The organism is Pseudomonas sp. YY-1 (assembly GCF_002843095.1).
Classification (GTDB): Bacteria; Pseudomonadota; Gammaproteobacteria; order Pseudomonadales; family Pseudomonadaceae; genus Aquipseudomonas; species Aquipseudomonas sediminis_A.
This window is the reverse complement of sequence record NZ_PJLX01000010.1, coordinates 141,466-156,060: the sequence shown is the minus strand read 5'-3', so window position 1 is coordinate 156,060 and position 14,595 is coordinate 141,466. Positions and strand designations below refer to the sequence as shown.

The 14,595-nt window shown below is 63.9% G+C and carries 16 protein-coding genes; 5 read left to right on the top strand and 11 right to left on the bottom strand.

What is annotated here, in order from left to right:
- Positions 1-40: 40 nt before the first annotated feature.
- The 3 genes from CXP40_RS15595 to CXP40_RS15585 all read right to left on the bottom strand — a co-directional run bounded on the left by CXP40_RS15595 (position 41) and on the right by CXP40_RS15585 (position 4,018).
- Positions 41-2,488 carry a TonB-dependent siderophore receptor gene (locus tag CXP40_RS15595; protein WP_106734499.1) on the bottom strand — a complete coding sequence of 816 codons (2,448 nt, stop codon included), beginning with the start codon at positions 2,486-2,488 and terminating at the stop codon, positions 41-43.
- Positions 2,489-2,576: 88 nt separating this feature from the next.
- A complete protein-coding gene (locus tag CXP40_RS15590; protein ID WP_106734498.1) occupies positions 2,577-3,518 on the bottom strand; it encodes a FecR domain-containing protein in 942 nt (313 codons plus the stop codon).
- Positions 3,515-4,018 carry a sigma-70 family RNA polymerase sigma factor gene (locus CXP40_RS15585; RefSeq protein ID WP_106734497.1) on the bottom strand — a complete coding sequence of 168 codons (504 nt, stop codon included), beginning with the start codon at positions 4,016-4,018 and terminating at the stop codon, positions 3,515-3,517. Before CXP40_RS15585 ends, CXP40_RS15590 begins: the two co-directional genes overlap by 4 nt.
- A 258-nt stretch (positions 4,019-4,276) precedes the next feature.
- On the opposite strand from CXP40_RS15585, the gene CXP40_RS15580 reads away from it, so the two are divergent.
- Complete coding sequence (locus CXP40_RS15580) at positions 4,277-4,540, top strand: YebG family protein (protein ID WP_013716633.1); 264 nt, start codon at positions 4,277-4,279, stop codon at positions 4,538-4,540.
- Between the two features lie 39 nt (positions 4,541-4,579).
- Here the strand turns inward: CXP40_RS15580 and CXP40_RS15575 are convergent, their stop codons facing one another.
- A complete protein-coding gene (locus tag CXP40_RS15575) occupies positions 4,580-4,822 on the bottom strand; it encodes a hypothetical protein (RefSeq protein WP_106734496.1) in 243 nt (80 codons plus the stop codon).
- Positions 4,823-4,904: 82 nt separating this feature from the next.
- Between CXP40_RS15575 and CXP40_RS15570 the strand changes: the two genes are divergently transcribed.
- Positions 4,905-5,309: a DUF488 domain-containing protein gene (locus CXP40_RS15570; protein WP_106734495.1), complete on the top strand. Its 405-nt coding sequence runs from the start codon at positions 4,905-4,907 to the stop codon at positions 5,307-5,309.
- 22 nt (positions 5,310-5,331) lie between these two features.
- Here CXP40_RS15570 and CXP40_RS15565 read toward each other — a convergent pair whose 3' ends face one another.
- Positions 5,332-6,354 (bottom strand): Glu/Leu/Phe/Val dehydrogenase dimerization domain-containing protein, encoded by a 1,023-nt coding sequence (locus CXP40_RS15565; protein WP_106734494.1) that lies wholly within the window; start codon positions 6,352-6,354, stop codon positions 5,332-5,334.
- 100 nt (positions 6,355-6,454) lie between these two features.
- Here CXP40_RS15565 and CXP40_RS15560 point away from each other — a divergent pair, with 100 nt between their 5' ends.
- Positions 6,455-7,258 (top strand): SirB1 family protein, encoded by an 804-nt coding sequence (locus CXP40_RS15560; protein WP_106734493.1) that lies wholly within the window; start codon positions 6,455-6,457, stop codon positions 7,256-7,258.
- 36 nt (positions 7,259-7,294) lie between these two features.
- On the opposite strand, the gene CXP40_RS15555 is transcribed toward CXP40_RS15560, so the two are convergent.
- The 3 genes from CXP40_RS15555 to CXP40_RS15545 form a co-directional block, all read right to left on the bottom strand.
- Positions 7,295-7,651, bottom strand: a complete 357-nt coding sequence (locus CXP40_RS15555; RefSeq protein WP_074938394.1) for a PilZ domain-containing protein — start codon at positions 7,649-7,651, stop codon at positions 7,295-7,297.
- A 59-nt stretch (positions 7,652-7,710) separates the two neighbouring features.
- The gene (locus CXP40_RS15550) at positions 7,711-8,133 is read right to left on the bottom strand and encodes a DUF4124 domain-containing protein (RefSeq protein WP_106734492.1); all 423 of its coding nucleotides are present in this window, start codon (positions 8,131-8,133) and stop codon (positions 7,711-7,713) included.
- 74 nt (positions 8,134-8,207) lie between these two features.
- Complete coding sequence (locus CXP40_RS15545; protein ID WP_099525661.1) at positions 8,208-8,582, bottom strand: tol-pal system YbgF family protein; 375 nt, start codon at positions 8,580-8,582, stop codon at positions 8,208-8,210.
- Positions 8,583-8,808: 226 nt separating this feature from the next.
- Here CXP40_RS15545 and CXP40_RS15540 point away from each other — a divergent pair, with 226 nt between their 5' ends.
- Positions 8,809-9,717, top strand: a complete 909-nt coding sequence (locus tag CXP40_RS15540) for a universal stress protein (protein ID WP_106734491.1) — start codon at positions 8,809-8,811, stop codon at positions 9,715-9,717.
- Positions 9,718-9,788: 71 nt separating this feature from the next.
- Positions 9,789-11,240, top strand: coding sequence for a pyruvate kinase (gene pyk / locus CXP40_RS15535; protein ID WP_106734490.1), 1,452 nt, complete (start codon positions 9,789-9,791; stop codon positions 11,238-11,240).
- A 147-nt stretch (positions 11,241-11,387) separates the two neighbouring features.
- On the opposite strand, the gene CXP40_RS15530 is transcribed toward pyk, so the two are convergent.
- From CXP40_RS15530 to CXP40_RS15520, 3 genes are all read right to left on the bottom strand, one after another.
- The gene (locus CXP40_RS15530) at positions 11,388-12,161 is read right to left on the bottom strand and encodes an enoyl-CoA hydratase (RefSeq protein WP_106734489.1); all 774 of its coding nucleotides are present in this window, start codon (positions 12,159-12,161) and stop codon (positions 11,388-11,390) included.
- Positions 12,162-12,222: 61 nt separating this feature from the next.
- On the bottom strand, positions 12,223-13,161 hold the full coding sequence (locus tag CXP40_RS15525) for an iron-sulfur-binding ferredoxin reductase (protein ID WP_106734488.1): 939 nt from the start codon (positions 13,159-13,161) through the stop codon (positions 12,223-12,225).
- Positions 13,154-14,281: a diguanylate cyclase gene (locus CXP40_RS15520; protein WP_106734487.1), complete on the bottom strand. Its 1,128-nt coding sequence runs from the start codon at positions 14,279-14,281 to the stop codon at positions 13,154-13,156. Before CXP40_RS15520 ends, CXP40_RS15525 begins: the two co-directional genes overlap by 8 nt.
- Positions 14,282-14,595: the final 314 nt, after the last annotated feature.

The following is a 14,595-nucleotide window of genomic DNA, read 5'->3' as shown; positions in this document are numbered from 1 at the left end:
ACCAGACGTAAAACGGCCGCCATCCGGCGGCCGTCTGCACTCACCAGCTGTAGCTGGCGCTGGCAGTCAGGGTGCGACCGTAGCCGTAGTAACAGGTCACTTCGCTGCAGGAGGTGTCGTATTCCTTGTCCAGCAGGTTGCTGGCGTTGAGCGCCAGGCGCATGCGATCGAGTTGATAGTGCAGGCTGGCATCGACCAGGGTGTAGGCCTCGGACTCGACGCTGACGATGGGTTCCAGCGTCGGGTTGAACGCCAGCGCGGCGTTGCGCCCGGTATACCGGCTCTCGCCGACGTAGCGCACGCCGATACCGCCGCCGAAGCCCTTGAGTGCCCCACTGAGCTGGGTGTAGTCGAGCCAGACGCCGGCCGAATCACGTGGGGTACGTGGCAGGCGACTGTCCTTTTCCCAGGCGTTGGGGCTCTTGCTGACGAAAGCGTCGGTGTAGCTGTAGAAGGCACTCAGATCCAGGCCTTCGGCCAGGCTGGCCAAGGCTTCCAGTTCGATGCCGCGCGAGCTGACCTCCCCCACTTGGCGGCGCAGGGTGCGCCCCGGATCACTGCTGCTGTCATTGAGCACGTAGTCCTGCTTGGTCAGGTCGAACAGTGCCAGGCTGACGAAACTGCGCGCGCCCTCAGGCTGGTACTTCACGCCGATTTCGTACTGCTTGCCACGCTCCGGGTCGAACGGCTTGCCCGTGAGGGTATCGCTGCCGCTGACCGGGTTGAACGATTCGCTGTAGCTGACATAGGGCGCCAGGCCGTTGTCGAACACATAGACCAGCCCTGCGCGACCGCTGAATGCTTCGCTGGTTGTCTTGCTGTCGGCCTGCAGAGCGTCGTCGATTTGGTTCTGCGCCCAGTCGTAGCGACCACCAAGCAACAGCCGCCAGTGGTCGCCGAGCTTGAGTTGGTCCTGCAGGTAGAGGCCGGTCTGGCGAGTCAGCAGGCTCTGCTTGCGATCGATGGCAGGCGATACGAGTGGCCGACCGTACTGCGGTTCGAGCAGATCCAGCGGCGGCACCGTGGCGCCATAATAGGCCGCCTCGTTGGAACGACTGCGGCGCCAGTCGAGGCCGAGCAACAGGTTGTGCTCGACGCTGCCGGTGGCGAAACTGGCTTCGGCCTGGTTGTCCACGCCCCAACCACTCATGTGTTCGTCCTGCACGCCGGCGCTGCGCAGCAGGGTGCGGCCATCGGACGGCAACACGGCATAGGCGTTGATGTAGCTGTATTCCAGGTTGGTCTCGTCGTAGCGCAGATTCTGCCGCAGGGTCCAGGTGTCATTGAGACGGTGTGACAACTGATAGCCGACGGAATAATAGCTGCGCTGGAAGTCGTTGAAATCCGGCTCGCCATCGAAGAAGTCAGGATCGCGGTCGTAGGGCAGGTTGAAGGTGTCACGCAGGTACGGCGAAAAGTGAGTACTGAAGCCGTAACGCCCGTCATCCTTCTGGTAGGCGGCCTGGACTGTCAGCTCGGTGTCGGCGTTCGGCCGCCAGGTCAGGCTGGGCGCCAGCATCTGCCGCTGCATGCCGGTCTTGTCGACCTGGGCGTTGGCGTCGTTACCGAGCATCACCACCCGATAGAGCAGCGAACCGTCGTCGCTCAACGCCCCGCCGAAGTCGCCGGCCAGCTCCGCCAGATCGTCGCTACCGGCGCGTAAACGCACTTCATTGCGCGCCGTTTCGCTGGGCCGCTTGCTCACCTGGTTGACGATGCCGCCAGGCTCGGCCTGGCCATAGAGCACCGACGCCGGACCACGCAGCACCTCGATGCGCTCCATCGCCCAGCTGTCCAGACGCGGCAGGCCGTAGGTGCTGGTCGGTTGCACCAGGCCGTCGCGAAATACCCGGGTCTTGGCATCGAAACCACGGATGCTGAACCAGTCGTAACGGGTGTCGAAGCCGTAGGGCACGCTGATGCTCGGGGTGTAGCGCAGCGCCTCTTCCAGGGTGGTGACGCCGCGGGCATCCATCTGCTCGCGACTGATCACGCTGATCGCCTGTGGAGTTTCCAGCAGCGGCGTGTCGGTCTTGGTGGCGGTAGCGCTGCGGCTGGCGACATAGCTGCCGACCGGGCCGTTGGCGCGCTCAGCCGGCTGGGCGGTCACGGTCTGGCTCTGCAGCTCGAGGCTGTCAGCTGCCGCTTGCGGCGCCGGCTCGAGGCGATAGTCGCCCTGCCCGTCCAGTACCACGCGCAGGCCACTGCCGACCAGCAATTGGGCGAAGCCCTGCTCCAGCGAATAGTGCCCTTGCAGGCCGGAGCTGCTGCGTCCGCGGGTCAGCGCCGGGTCGAAGCTGAGCAGCACGCCGGACTGCCGGGCGAATTCGGTAAGCGCCGCATCCAGGGCCCCGGCACTGACCTGATAAGACTGCGCGGCCCAGGCCGGGGTCACCACGGGCAACAACGCCAGTGGCAAGCTGAGGCTCAGCAGCGCTGCGCGCACGGCACGTGCCAGGGGCTGGGAACGACGGACAACGCGGGACATGACGACTCCTTCGGCATAGCGTTAGGTAACGATTGCCTGAGAAGCCGGACGAACGAGAAAAAACTGCAAAAGAATTTGAGAATTAATTTCATGCAGCCTGCAGACTGACCCAATAACGGGTGCGATAGACCACCCGCACCGGTAGGGTACGCGCCAGCATCGCCACCACACGGTCGCTGTCGTCCAGCGGGAAGACCCCGGAGATACGCAACCCGGCCACCTCCGGCGCACAGCGCAGCACGCCCGGTCGCTGGCGACCCAGCTCGGCGAGAAACTCCGCCAGCGGCATGTCGTGGGCCACCAGCAGACCATCGACCCAGCGCCCACGATCGACATTGGCAGTGCCCAACTCGTGCAGCGCGCCAGCGCTCAACTGCACTCGCTGGCCAACCTCGATGCGCTGCGCCACGCCACCCCTGGGCCGCGCCTCGACCGCCCCCTCATAGACCGCCAGCTCACAGCCATCCGTCTGCTGGCGCACCTGGAAACGGGTGCCGAGGGCGCGTAGCAAGCCCTGCTCGGTACTCACCAGGAACGGCCGACCGAGCGGGTCGGCGGCGGTCTGTACGAGGATCTCGCCCTGATACAGCTGGATCAAGCGGCGCTCGTTGCTGTAGTGGATATCCAGCGCGGTATCGCTGTTGAGGTGCAGTGTGCCGCCATCGGCCAACTGCAGGCGGCGCCGCTCACCGGTGCCGGTACGTTGTTGCGCCAGCAACGGCTGCCAGGGCTGCAGGTGCTGGCCCAGCACCCCGGAGGCCACCAGGCTGCCGAACAGGCCCAGTTGCTTGAGCGCGCGGCGCCGCTGACGATCCACTTGAGCACCCGCCAACGTCTGCCTGGCCAGCGGCGCCGAGACCCCGGCAAACTGCTGGCCCAGGTGCTCCAGGCGCTGCCAGGCCTGCTCGTGCTGCGGATCGGCTGCCCGCCAGTCGGCGCACAGCCGTAACTCCTGCGCCGTGGCGATACCCGACGCGAGGCGCACGCGCCAGGCAATCGCCTGCTGCACCGTCTCGTCGAGCGCACTCATGCGTAGGCCACCCGGTAGCAATGAGTGAAGGCCTGGGTCATGTACTGCTGGATGGAACTGACCGACAGGCCCAGCCGCTCGGCGATCTGCGGATAGGTCAGGCCGTCCAGTTGCGACAGCAGGAAGGCTTCGCGTACCACCGGCTTGAGACCGTCAAGCAGCCGGTCGATGGCCAACAGGGTCTCCATGACCAGCGCCTGGCTCTCCGGTGACGGCACCTCTGGCTCGGGCAACTGCGCCAAGGCGTCCAGGTAGGCACGCTCCAGACTGGCACGGCGGTAGTGATCGATCAGCAGGCCACGGGCGACCGTGGCGAGAAAGGCCCGCGGCTCACGCGGAGCCTGCGCCTCGCGCTGCACCAGCAGGCGCACGAAGGTATCCTGAGCCAGATCGGCTGCCTGCTGCGGACAGGCCAGACGCTGGCGCAGCCAGCCGAGCAGCCAGCAGTGATGGCCACGATAGAGCGTTGCGAGGGAATCGCCTGGAAGGGGTTGGGCCATCGCCGAGAGTGTTCCATGGGACAGGTCAGAAACGAATGCGAATATATTGCATTTGAAAAATACTGTCACCATGCCTGTTGCGCGCGGTGCGCTTCTGCCGAGTCCAGTCAGAAATCAAGGACCTCACTCAACGAATCACCGGGAAGGCCGATCAACTCAATACTGGCCAAACGGCAGCGAGTCCTTTATTCTCGCAACCACTGTACAAAAAACCAGTTAATTACTGATCAACACGCATGAAGGCAGACGAGGTGATGAATGGCCGTCGAAGTGGTGTACCGCAGCAGCCGCGATCCGGAGCGCTTGTTCATGGATAAGGCCGAAGCCGACCGTTACGACAAGATGCTGGAACTGGCCGAGCGCCTGAGCGAGGTTCTGCACAAGGCGGTGCCGTCCCTGAGCGAGGAACAGGGCGAGGAGCTGGGTATCTTCATGGCCAAGAATCGCGACGTCTTTGCCAAGGCGTTCAAGAGCCAGCCTGACGCGCTCGACGAACTGGAAATCGACACCGCCAGCGAATGACCAGGAACCGCGGCCTCGTTCCGCCAACGGGGCCTCGACCTATGGGTTACTGACTGGATAATGCGCTGCGGCCTGCTCCAGCCAGACCGGCAAGTCCCGCCGCTTTACACCCTCACGTCGGGCACGGGCCAACTGTTCCAGCATGTACTGACGCTTGTGCTCGTTACCTTCGGCGAAAGACAGCGCCAGGTCACGATCGGTCCACTGACGAATACGGCGAAACAGCCACCAGTGAAAGTACAGGCCGGCGGCCGTGGTGACGACGATGATGAAATAGTCCATGGTGACTCCTCCCCTACACACGCTAATCGAGCCGGCAAACCGCGCCAAGTGCGGCATTGCCGCAGGCGCAGGAGGCAGTTCCATGATCCAGTGCAAGCGGGTTTATCTCAAGGCCGAGGCCAGCGACGGGCAGCGCGTGCTGGTCGACCGCCTCTGGCCTCGCGGTATGTCCAAAGATGCCCTGGCGCTCGATGAATGGCTACCCGATGTCGCGCCCTCCACTGAACTGCGCAAGTCCTTCGCCCACCGCGCCGAGGCCTTCGAGGCGTTCCGTACGGCCTACCGCCGCGAATTGTGCGCCCACCCCGAACACTGGCAGCGCCTGCTGCACCGGGCCTCACAGGGCACGGTGACGCTGCTCTATGCGGCACGCGACGAAACGCACAACAACGCACGTGTGCTGGCCGATTTTCTCGAAGAGGAACTACTGCGCCATGATTCGCCGAGTTCGCCGGTGTGCTATCAGGGCGAATTCGACGCTCATTGACCGCGCAAGCCTCGGCTAGCGACTACGCGTCGTACAGCAGGCGCTCGGCGAGGTGGTCGGCAACGCGCGCCGGGGATCGCTTTTCAGCCTGCGCATGGGCGTAGATTTCAGTCAGGCGCCGGCTGATCTGCGCCAGGTGCGCGGTGATCGCCGCTAGATCCTCGCCGCGATGACGCAGCGCCACGTAGATCAGTCCTCCGGCATTGAGCACGTAATCCGGCGCGTAGAGAATTCCGCGAGCTTCCAGCTGATCGGCCACTTCAGGGCCGGCCAACTGATTGTTGGCAGCCCCTGCCACCGCAGCGCAACGTAGATGGGCAACCGTCTGCGCATTCAGCACACCACCCAGGCCACAGGGCGCGAGAATGTCGCAGGGCGTGGTGAGCAACGCATCGCTGGTAATCGGATGCGCCCCCAGTTGCTCGACGGCCAGTTGCACACGCCCGGCATCGAGGTCGCTCACCAACAGTTCCACGCCCGCGGCATGCAGCGCTTCGGCCAGGGCGAAACCGACATTGCCCAGCCCCTGAACAGCGACTCGCAGCCCTTCCAGATCATCGCTGCCAAGACGCGCCTGGGCGGTAGCGCGGATGCCCGCGAACACACCCAAGGCGGTGTGCGGTGACGGATCACCCTCGCTGGTCGTACTGGTAGCGTGATGGGTGTACTGGGCGATGCAATCCATGTCGGCGCTGGAAGTGCCACTGTCGATGGCGGTGATGTAACGGCCATTAAGGGTTTCGATAAAACGACCGAAGGCTTCGAACAGCGCGGCGCGGCTCTGCAGATGAGCCGGGCGGATGATCACCGCCTTGCCGCCACCGTGATCGACCCCAGCCAACGCCGCCTTGTAGCTCATACCCTGGGCAAGGCGGATGGCATCGCCAATGGCGCTCTGTTCATCGGCATAGGGTAGGTAGCGACAACCGCCGAGCGCTGGCCCGAAACGGGTGTTGTGAATGGCGATAACGGCCTTGAGACCGCTGGCCGGATCCTCGGCCAGATGCAGGGCCTCGAGGCGGGCGGCTTCCATCATGCTGAACATGGGCGAGCTCCCGGTTGGACTTCAGGCCTCAGTATAGGAGAGCCACACTGGACGACGACCTTGCCAGGAGCTAAAAGAGCAGAAGTCAGCGGAGAATGCGATGAGCCCACGCCAAGCCTGCCTGCAGTGCCTGCAACGCGACCCTCCCGCCCTGTTCGAGGCGGCACTGTGGATCGCTGCCGAACACGATGATCAGCTTCAGCCCGCGCAGATACTGAGCGACCTGCACAGTTTGTTATTGCAGGTCAGCGCCGGGTTACCCGCCCTGCCCCCTCGCGAACTGGCACAACCGCTGCTGCGCCGACTGGCAGAACTCGACTATCAGGAAGACGACGAAGGCGTGACACGACCGCGCCATGCCCTGCTGCATGAAGTGCTACGCCACCGACGCGGCCAGCCGCTGACCCTGGCGTTGATTGCACTGGAGTTGGCGCGCTGCCTGGATATTCCACTCCAGGGCGTGAATTTCCCTGGTCACTTCATGCTCCGTGTACCTGGCGCCGATCACCTGCTCGACCCTTGCGGCGGACGCCGCCTGTACACCCGCGACTGCCGTGATCAGCTCTATCGCCAGCTGGGCCCGGATGTCGAACTCAGCGCGGTGCACCTGCAGACAGCCGATGCCGCAGACATGCTGCGACGTCTGTCGCGCAACCTGCGCCTGTTGCACATGCAGCACGATGCTCCGGAAGCAGCGCTCAAGGATGCCGAGCGCGTCCTGCAGCTCGGCCCGCCCAACCTGGTCGATCATCTGGCTCGGGCGGACGTCTATCGGCAACTGGATTGCCCACAGGGTGAGCGCTATGACATTGAGCACGCGCTGCTGTTCTGCGAGGAGGAAGGTTTGCGCCTGCAGTTGAGCCAGCGCTTGCGCAGCCTGGCACGTGCGCCAGCGATGCATTGACGCCGCCGCGTACGACAACCTCGAACCAGCGAAATATCAGGCAGACGCCGCCAGGCTGTGGAAGCTGAAGTAGTAACGCAGCGCGTCGATCATCTCGACGTAGTCGGCAGGTGGTGCCACCAGAGCGAAGCCGGAATCATAGACACCGGGATTGACGTCTTCACGGCACCACTGGCAGTTGGCGGAGAAGTCGATGAAATGCATGCCATGCTGGCCTGGAATCTTCAGGCGCATGTCGAAGCGTGCGCCCACCAGCATCGGCAACTGACTGATCAGCATCAGACCGTCGAGGGAGACATTGCCGATGGAGCCCATCGGTTTGTCGGTAATGCGATTGAACACCTTCAGGTAGTAGGGCAACTGATGGCGTTCGATTCGGCGCTGGCTACGCATAGTGGCAAATCGCTACAAAGGGACTTGAGTATGGCCCTACTACGACCACTTAACCACCCTCAAGAACAGCGTTGGGCTATCCGTTCGCGCAACTGGCGACGAGCGGTGTCGGTTTCTTCATCACTGTAGTAGATGCGCTCGCCGCCGGCGCCTTCGCGATAGTAGCGAAAGCCCTCCGGCATCTGCGCCAGGTGTCGGCGCAGATCACGGCATTCACTGGCCCGCTCTTCGCGCTGCGCAGTTGCTGTCGCCGCAGCCTGTTGTTGCTCTTCACGCCGCGCATCGTAGAAACGCTGACGGCGCTCCTCACGCTCACGCGTATGTTGATCGCGCTCGATCACCTGCGGCTTTACCTGCACGGTTTCAGCCCCGGCAACGGGCCTCTGGCCGAAATGCACCCGCCCCTGCTCGTCCGTCCAGCGATAGATTTCCGCCGTCGCCAGCGAGGGCAGTAGTACAGCGATCAACAACCAGTGACGCATGTTCATCCTCCATGAGAGACATACGCCAGCTTATACCGCCACGCGCCCCTGAAGAACGCCGAACGACCGAAGGCTCAGAGTGTGGCCGGACTGACCTTGGCTGCCGGCGCCGGACTGTGATGCCCCAGTTGCTCCAGCGTCTGCAGACGCGCGCGGGCACGGTAGGCGTACTCGCTGGCCGGATAACGCGTGATGATGAACTGGTAAGTCTGCGCGGCATCGACGAACAGGCTCTCGCGCTCCAGGCATTGACCGCGCAACAGGGAAATCTCAGGTTGCAGGTAATTGCGCGAGCGGCTCTTGCGCTCGGCCTGCGACAGCTCCAGCGCGACCTGCGCACAATCACCTTCGTTGTAGGCGCGGTAGGCGTTGTTCAGATGATGGTCGAGCGAGACACGGGTACAGCCCGTGGCAACCAGGGCCACGGCCAGAATGATCAGGGTACGCATGGGCAATTCCTCCAATGAGCAGTGTATCGACAGCCGAGGGGAAAACTGAACAGCAATAGTTGTTCTGGCAACGCCCCGCATGACGCCATTGCCTCACCTATTTGTCCGCGCCAGCGCCACGACCACTCGCCCTCTCGAACCAGCGCCAAATCGCTGATCCATATCAATGCCGCTCGCCTGAACATGGCCTGTAATGCAGGCACAGACTCCAGATGAGGACGCTGCCATGAAACTGCAACGACTGATGGTCGTCATCGACGCCGAACATCAGCAACAACCGGCCCTGCAGCGGGCCGTCGAAGTGGCGCGCGAGACCGGCGCCGCCCTGCACTTGCTGCAGGTCGAGTATCACCCGAGCCTGGAGAGCGGCCTGCTGGACAGTCAGTTGCTCAACCGCGCCCGTGAAGCCATCCTGCGGCAGAGTCATGAGGCGCTACGCGCCAGCGTCGCCCACCTGAGCGATGAAGGGTTCAGAATCGAAGTGGACGTACGCTGGGGCAAACGCAGCCACGAGGAGATACTCGCCCGCGTTGCCGTGCTGCAGCCGGACATCCTGTTCAAGTCGACCCACCCCAGCAGTGCACTACGACGCCTCTTGTTCAGCGATACCAGCTGGCAACTGATCCGACGCTGCCCGGCGCCACTGTGGCTGGTGCACGATGCCAAGCCCCGCGGCCAGAGCCTGTGCGTCGCGCTCGACCCGCTGCACAGTGCCGACAAACCTGCCGCCCTCGATCATCAGTTGATTCGCACCAGCCAGGCTCTGCAGGCTGCGCTTGGCCTGCAAGCTGAGTACCTGCACGCGCAGGCACCGCTGCCACGCTCGCTGCTGTTCGACGCCGAGGTAGCGCAGGAATATGAAGACTACGTGACCCAGTGCAGCCGAGAACATCGCCAGGCCTTCGACAAGCTGATCGCCCAGCACGCCATCGATAGAGCGCAAGCCCACCTGCAGGAAGGTTTTGCCGAGGAAGTCATCCCGCGTTTCGTGCGTGAGCACAATATCGGCCTGCTGGTAATGGGCGCCATCGCCCGCGGCCATCTGGACAGCCTGCTGATCGGCCACACCGCAGAGCGGGTGCTGGAACGCGTCGAGTGCGATCTGCTGGTGATCAAACCGGAGCGCAAAGGGTAGTGCACAGGAACAATGACTACAGCCCGACGCCGTAGTAGCCTCCCGGTCATAGTTCACTAGGGAGTTCGTGCATGACCTTTCGCCGCACCAAAATCGTCGCCACCCTGGGCCCGGCCAGCAGCTCGCCGGAAGTGCTGGAGCAACTGATCCTCGCCGGTCTCGACGTGGCCCGTCTGAACTTCTCCCACGGCACGCCGGACGACCACAAGGCGCGCGCCGCCCTGGTTCGTGAGCTGGCCGCCAAGCACGGCCGCCATGTCGCCCTGCTCGGCGACCTGCAAGGCCCGAAAATCCGCATCGCCAAGTTCGAGAACAAGCGTATCGAGCTCAAGGAGGGCGACCTGTTCCGCCTCTCCTCCAGCCACTCGCGCACGGCCGGCACCCAGGAAGTGGTCGGCATCGACTACCCGGCGCTGATCCAGGACTGCGATGTCGGTGACGAACTGCTGCTCGACGACGGCCGCGTGGTCATGCGCGTCGAACTCAAGGGCGCCGACGAGCTGCACTGCCGCGTACTGATCGGCGGCCCGCTGTCGGACAACAAGGGCATCAACCGCCGTGGCGGCGGCCTGACTGCGCCAGCGCTGACCGAGAAAGACAAGGCCGACATCAAGGTCGCCGCCGAAATGGACCTGGATTACCTGGCTGTGTCCTTCCCGCGTGATGCCGCCGACATGGACTACGCCCGTCGCCTGCTCACCGAAGCCGGCGGCACCGCCTGGCTAGTGGCCAAGATCGAGCGCGCCGAAGCCGTGGCCGATGACGAAGCGCTGGACGGCCTGATCCGCGCCAGTGACGCGGTGATGGTCGCCCGTGGCGACCTGGCCGTGGAAATCGGCGACGCCGAGCTGGTCGGCATCCAGAAGAAGATCATCGCCCACGCCCGTCGCCTGAACAAAGCAGTGATCACCGCCACGCAGATGATGGAATCGATGATCCACAGCCCGATGCCGACCCGCGCCGAAGTCTCGGACGTGGCCAACGCCGCGCTGGACTACACCGATGCGGTGATGCTGTCGGCCGAGAGCGCCGCTGGGGAATACCCGGTCGAAGCCGTGCAGGCCATGGCCCGCGTGTGCCTGGGCGCCGAGAAGCACCCGACCAGCAAGCAGTCCAGCCACCGCCTGGGCCGCACCTTCGAGCGCTGCGACGAAAGCATCGCCCTGGCGACCATGTACACCGCCAACCACTTCCCCGGCGTGAAGGCAATCATCAGCCTGACCGAGAGTGGCTACAGCCCGTTGATCATGTCGCGCATCCGCTCGTCGATCCCGATCTTCGCTTTCACCCCACACCGCGAAGCCCAGGCCCGTGTGGCGCTGTTCCGTGGTGTCTACACCGTGCCGTTCGACCCGGCCTCGCTGCCAGCGAACAAGGTCAGCCAGGCGGCGGTGGACGAGTTGCTCAAGCGCGGCGTGGTCGAGCCGGGCGACTGGGTCATCCTGACCAAGGGCGACAGCTACCACGGTACCGGCGGCACCAACACCATGAAGATCCTCCACGTCGGCGATCAGATGGTGTGATCCACCCTTGAACGCAAAAGGCCGCTCATCGAGCGGCCTTTTGTTTTTTGGTAGTGAGCCGCTTGCCGGTAGGGTGCGCCGTGCGCACCGATTTTTCGTGGTGCACTGTCTTCCAGCCACAACCAGCCCTGGTGCGCGCGACGCGCCCTACGCGAATTTGGAAAAATCCGGCTTCCTGCGCTGCATGAAGGCCGTCAACGCCTCGATGGCCTCCGGCGAACGCAGACGTTGGCCGAACAGCGCACCCTCCTCCTCGATCACCTGGCGCAGCTGCTCGCGATCCGGCGCGCGCATCAGGCGTTTGCTGTCGGCGACCGCCGAGGGTGCCAGCTGGAGAAAACGCTGTGCCATCTCGCGCGCCTTGTTCAACGTCGCGACGCCATCCTCCAGCGCCTGGTTGGCGATACCCCACTCTGCCGCCTGCTCCCCGCTGAAGCCATGCCCGAGCAGCAACAACTCGGCGGCCCGTGCGTGTCCCAGTAGACGCGGCAGAATCAGGCTGGAACCGTACTCCGGGCACAGACCAAGATTGACGAAGGGCATTTTCAACTGCGCATCACGACTGACGTAGACCAGATCGCAATGCAGCAGCAAGGTGGTACCAATGCCCACCGCCGGACCAGCCACTGCGGCGACCACCGGTTTGCTGAATTCGAACAGCGCGCGCATGAACTGGAACACTTCGCTGTTCAGGCCAGTGGGCGGCGCCTTGATGAAGTCGGCGACATCGTTACCGCTGGTGAAACACGCCTCACCACCAGTGAGTAGCACCACGCGCACGCCCGGGTCGCGCTCGGCCTCGTCCAGCACCTCGGCCATGCCGGCGTACATGGCGCGGGTCAGCGCATTCTTCTTGTCCGGACGGTGCATGCCCAGGGTCAACAGACCGCCGTCGCGCTCGATATGCAGGTGCTCGCTCATGCCAGGGCTCCAATGGGTGCGTCATACGCACCGGCGCAAGGCCTGACCGGCCCGGCATAGCCTATGCGCGAGTGAGAAAGACGTCGGCGAGCATCTGACTGCGTGGCAAACCGGCCATATAAAGGCGCCGCGCGAAGCTGTCGACCGTCGAGGGATGGCCGCAGAGTAAGGCGAGGGTTTGCCGCGAAACAAGGCGCAGTTCGGCCAAAGCAGCCGGCAACTGCGCCGCCGTCACCAGTTCCACCTGCAGGTTGGCGTGCTGCTCCGCCAGTGCCTGAAGTTCGTGCGCCAGATAATGCTCGGCCGGCTCATGCGCCACGTGCAGCAGGCGGATGGCACCCTGGTGCTCCTGACGCAGCGCGTCACGCAAGACCCCGTACAACGGCGCCAGCCCCGTACCGGCGGCAAGCAACCATATTGGTCGCGCCTGCCAATCGGCGTCGTAATGCAGGGCTCCACCGCGCAGCTCGCCGAGCCGCAGCGTGTCGCCAACCTGCAAGCGCCGCGCAGCATCGCAGAACGCGCCGGGCAGGCGGCAGTCGATGTGAAACTCCAGCCAGTCGTCCTCACCCGGCACGCTGGCCAACGAATAGGGACGCGCTACACCCTGCTCATTCCATAGCAGCAGGTGCTGGCCGGGGCGATAGCGAAGTGGTTTGGCCGGCTGCAAGCGCAGGCGCAAAACCTGTGGGCTGGGCCAGTCCAGTGCGAGCACCTTGGCTGACAGGCCGTCACGCTGCGGGTCGAAGGGCTCTACCTGCAGATCCTCGATCACCTGGCACTGGCAGGCCAGGCGCCAGCCCTCGGCACGCTTGTCGACCGCCAGTGCCTCCGGCTGACGGTCCAGCGGCTCGCCGGCAACGCAACGCACAAGGCAAGCATGGCAGCTGCCGGCACGACAGCTGTAGGGCACCGCCACACCGCCGCAGAGCAACGCATCGAGCAGGTTGGTTTGCTGGGCGACTTGCAGTAGCTGGTCACCGACGCGCAGCTCAGGCACCCGCGTTCTCCCAGCTGGCGTCGCAACGATTGCGGCCGCCGCGCTTGGCCTGATAGAGCGCCTGATCGGCACGCTGCAGCGCTTCATCGAGATCGTCACCGGCGACCAACAGTGTCATGCCGGCGGAGAGGCTCAGATTATCGACCTTCACGCCCACTGGCTCGGCCTTGGCGAAGGCTTCGCGCAAGCGCTCGCAGCAGGCGGTGAACTGATCAGCATCGGTATTGGGCAATAGCAGCACGAATTCCTCACCGCCATAGCGGGCAATGATGTCGCCGTCACGCAGACAGGCACGGGCCACCGCGGCGAAGGTTTGCAGCACCCGATCACCCGCAGCATGGCCATGAGCATCGTTGATTCGCTTGAAATGGTCCAGGTCGATCAGCGCCAGGCCGTGATGCCGCCCGTGGTCCAGATGCCCCAGTTCGCGGGTGGCCAGACGCAGGAAATGACGACGATTGAACAGGCCGGTGAGCTCATCGGTGGCGACCAGGTCCTCGAGCTGGCGCATCATCCCACGCAGGGTGTCCTGGTGCGCTTGCAGGGCGAAGCGGCGTTGGCGCATGCGTTTGCGCATGGCCTGCACGTAGCTGGAGAACAGACATAGCCAGACCAACAGGATGAACAGCACCCACACCTGTAGCCAGGCCATGCTCGGGTCCACCAACTGCATGCGGTAGGCCTCGACCAGTATCATCGCCGTGAAACCGAAGAAAGCAAACGCGGCGCAACGCACGAACACCCGCGGCGGCAGCTGGAACACGCCGAACAGCAGAATCAGTACGTAGAAGACCATCATCACGCCGCGCGCGCTGTCGAACAACGCCAGCACCGGTGGCTGCCAGGCCAGCGCCACCAGTACCTGGGCTTCGGTCAGGCTGGGATCTTCACATCGCAGGTTGCGGCCGGACAGAAACAGCCAGAGAAATACCAATTGGCTGCCGAAAACACCCAGGGTCAGCCAGGCAGCGGTGCTGATGGAACCGAGGAAAAGGCCATTGAACACAGCAAACCAGCAGACGAGCGCCATCATCGCGTAAGTAGCGAAGGCCATGGCGAAGCGTTTGAGCAGGAGGCTCTGCAGGCTGCGTTGCGTTCCCCGGCGAGTCGTTGAGCTCATGGGCTCCATCCCATACTGGCATCTGGCCGTACTCTACCCCTGTGATCACAAAAAACCTAGGCCGCAGTAGGGGGCCGCCTAAAATCGCGGCGAGCCAGTCGGCGCAAGAGAGAACAGTCGATAACGCTTGCAGTCGCGCTCGACGTTACAAGCGATGAATGAGCATGTGACCCGGCTGGCGTCCCGCCAATTATCAAATAGCGCTGACAAGGCACGACCGTGTGGATGTAGTTGGCGCAGCGACGCAGAAAGCCAAAACCGAGGTCGTTCTGCAAACGCCCGATAACCGCCCACTGCGCTTGCCATCGACTTTT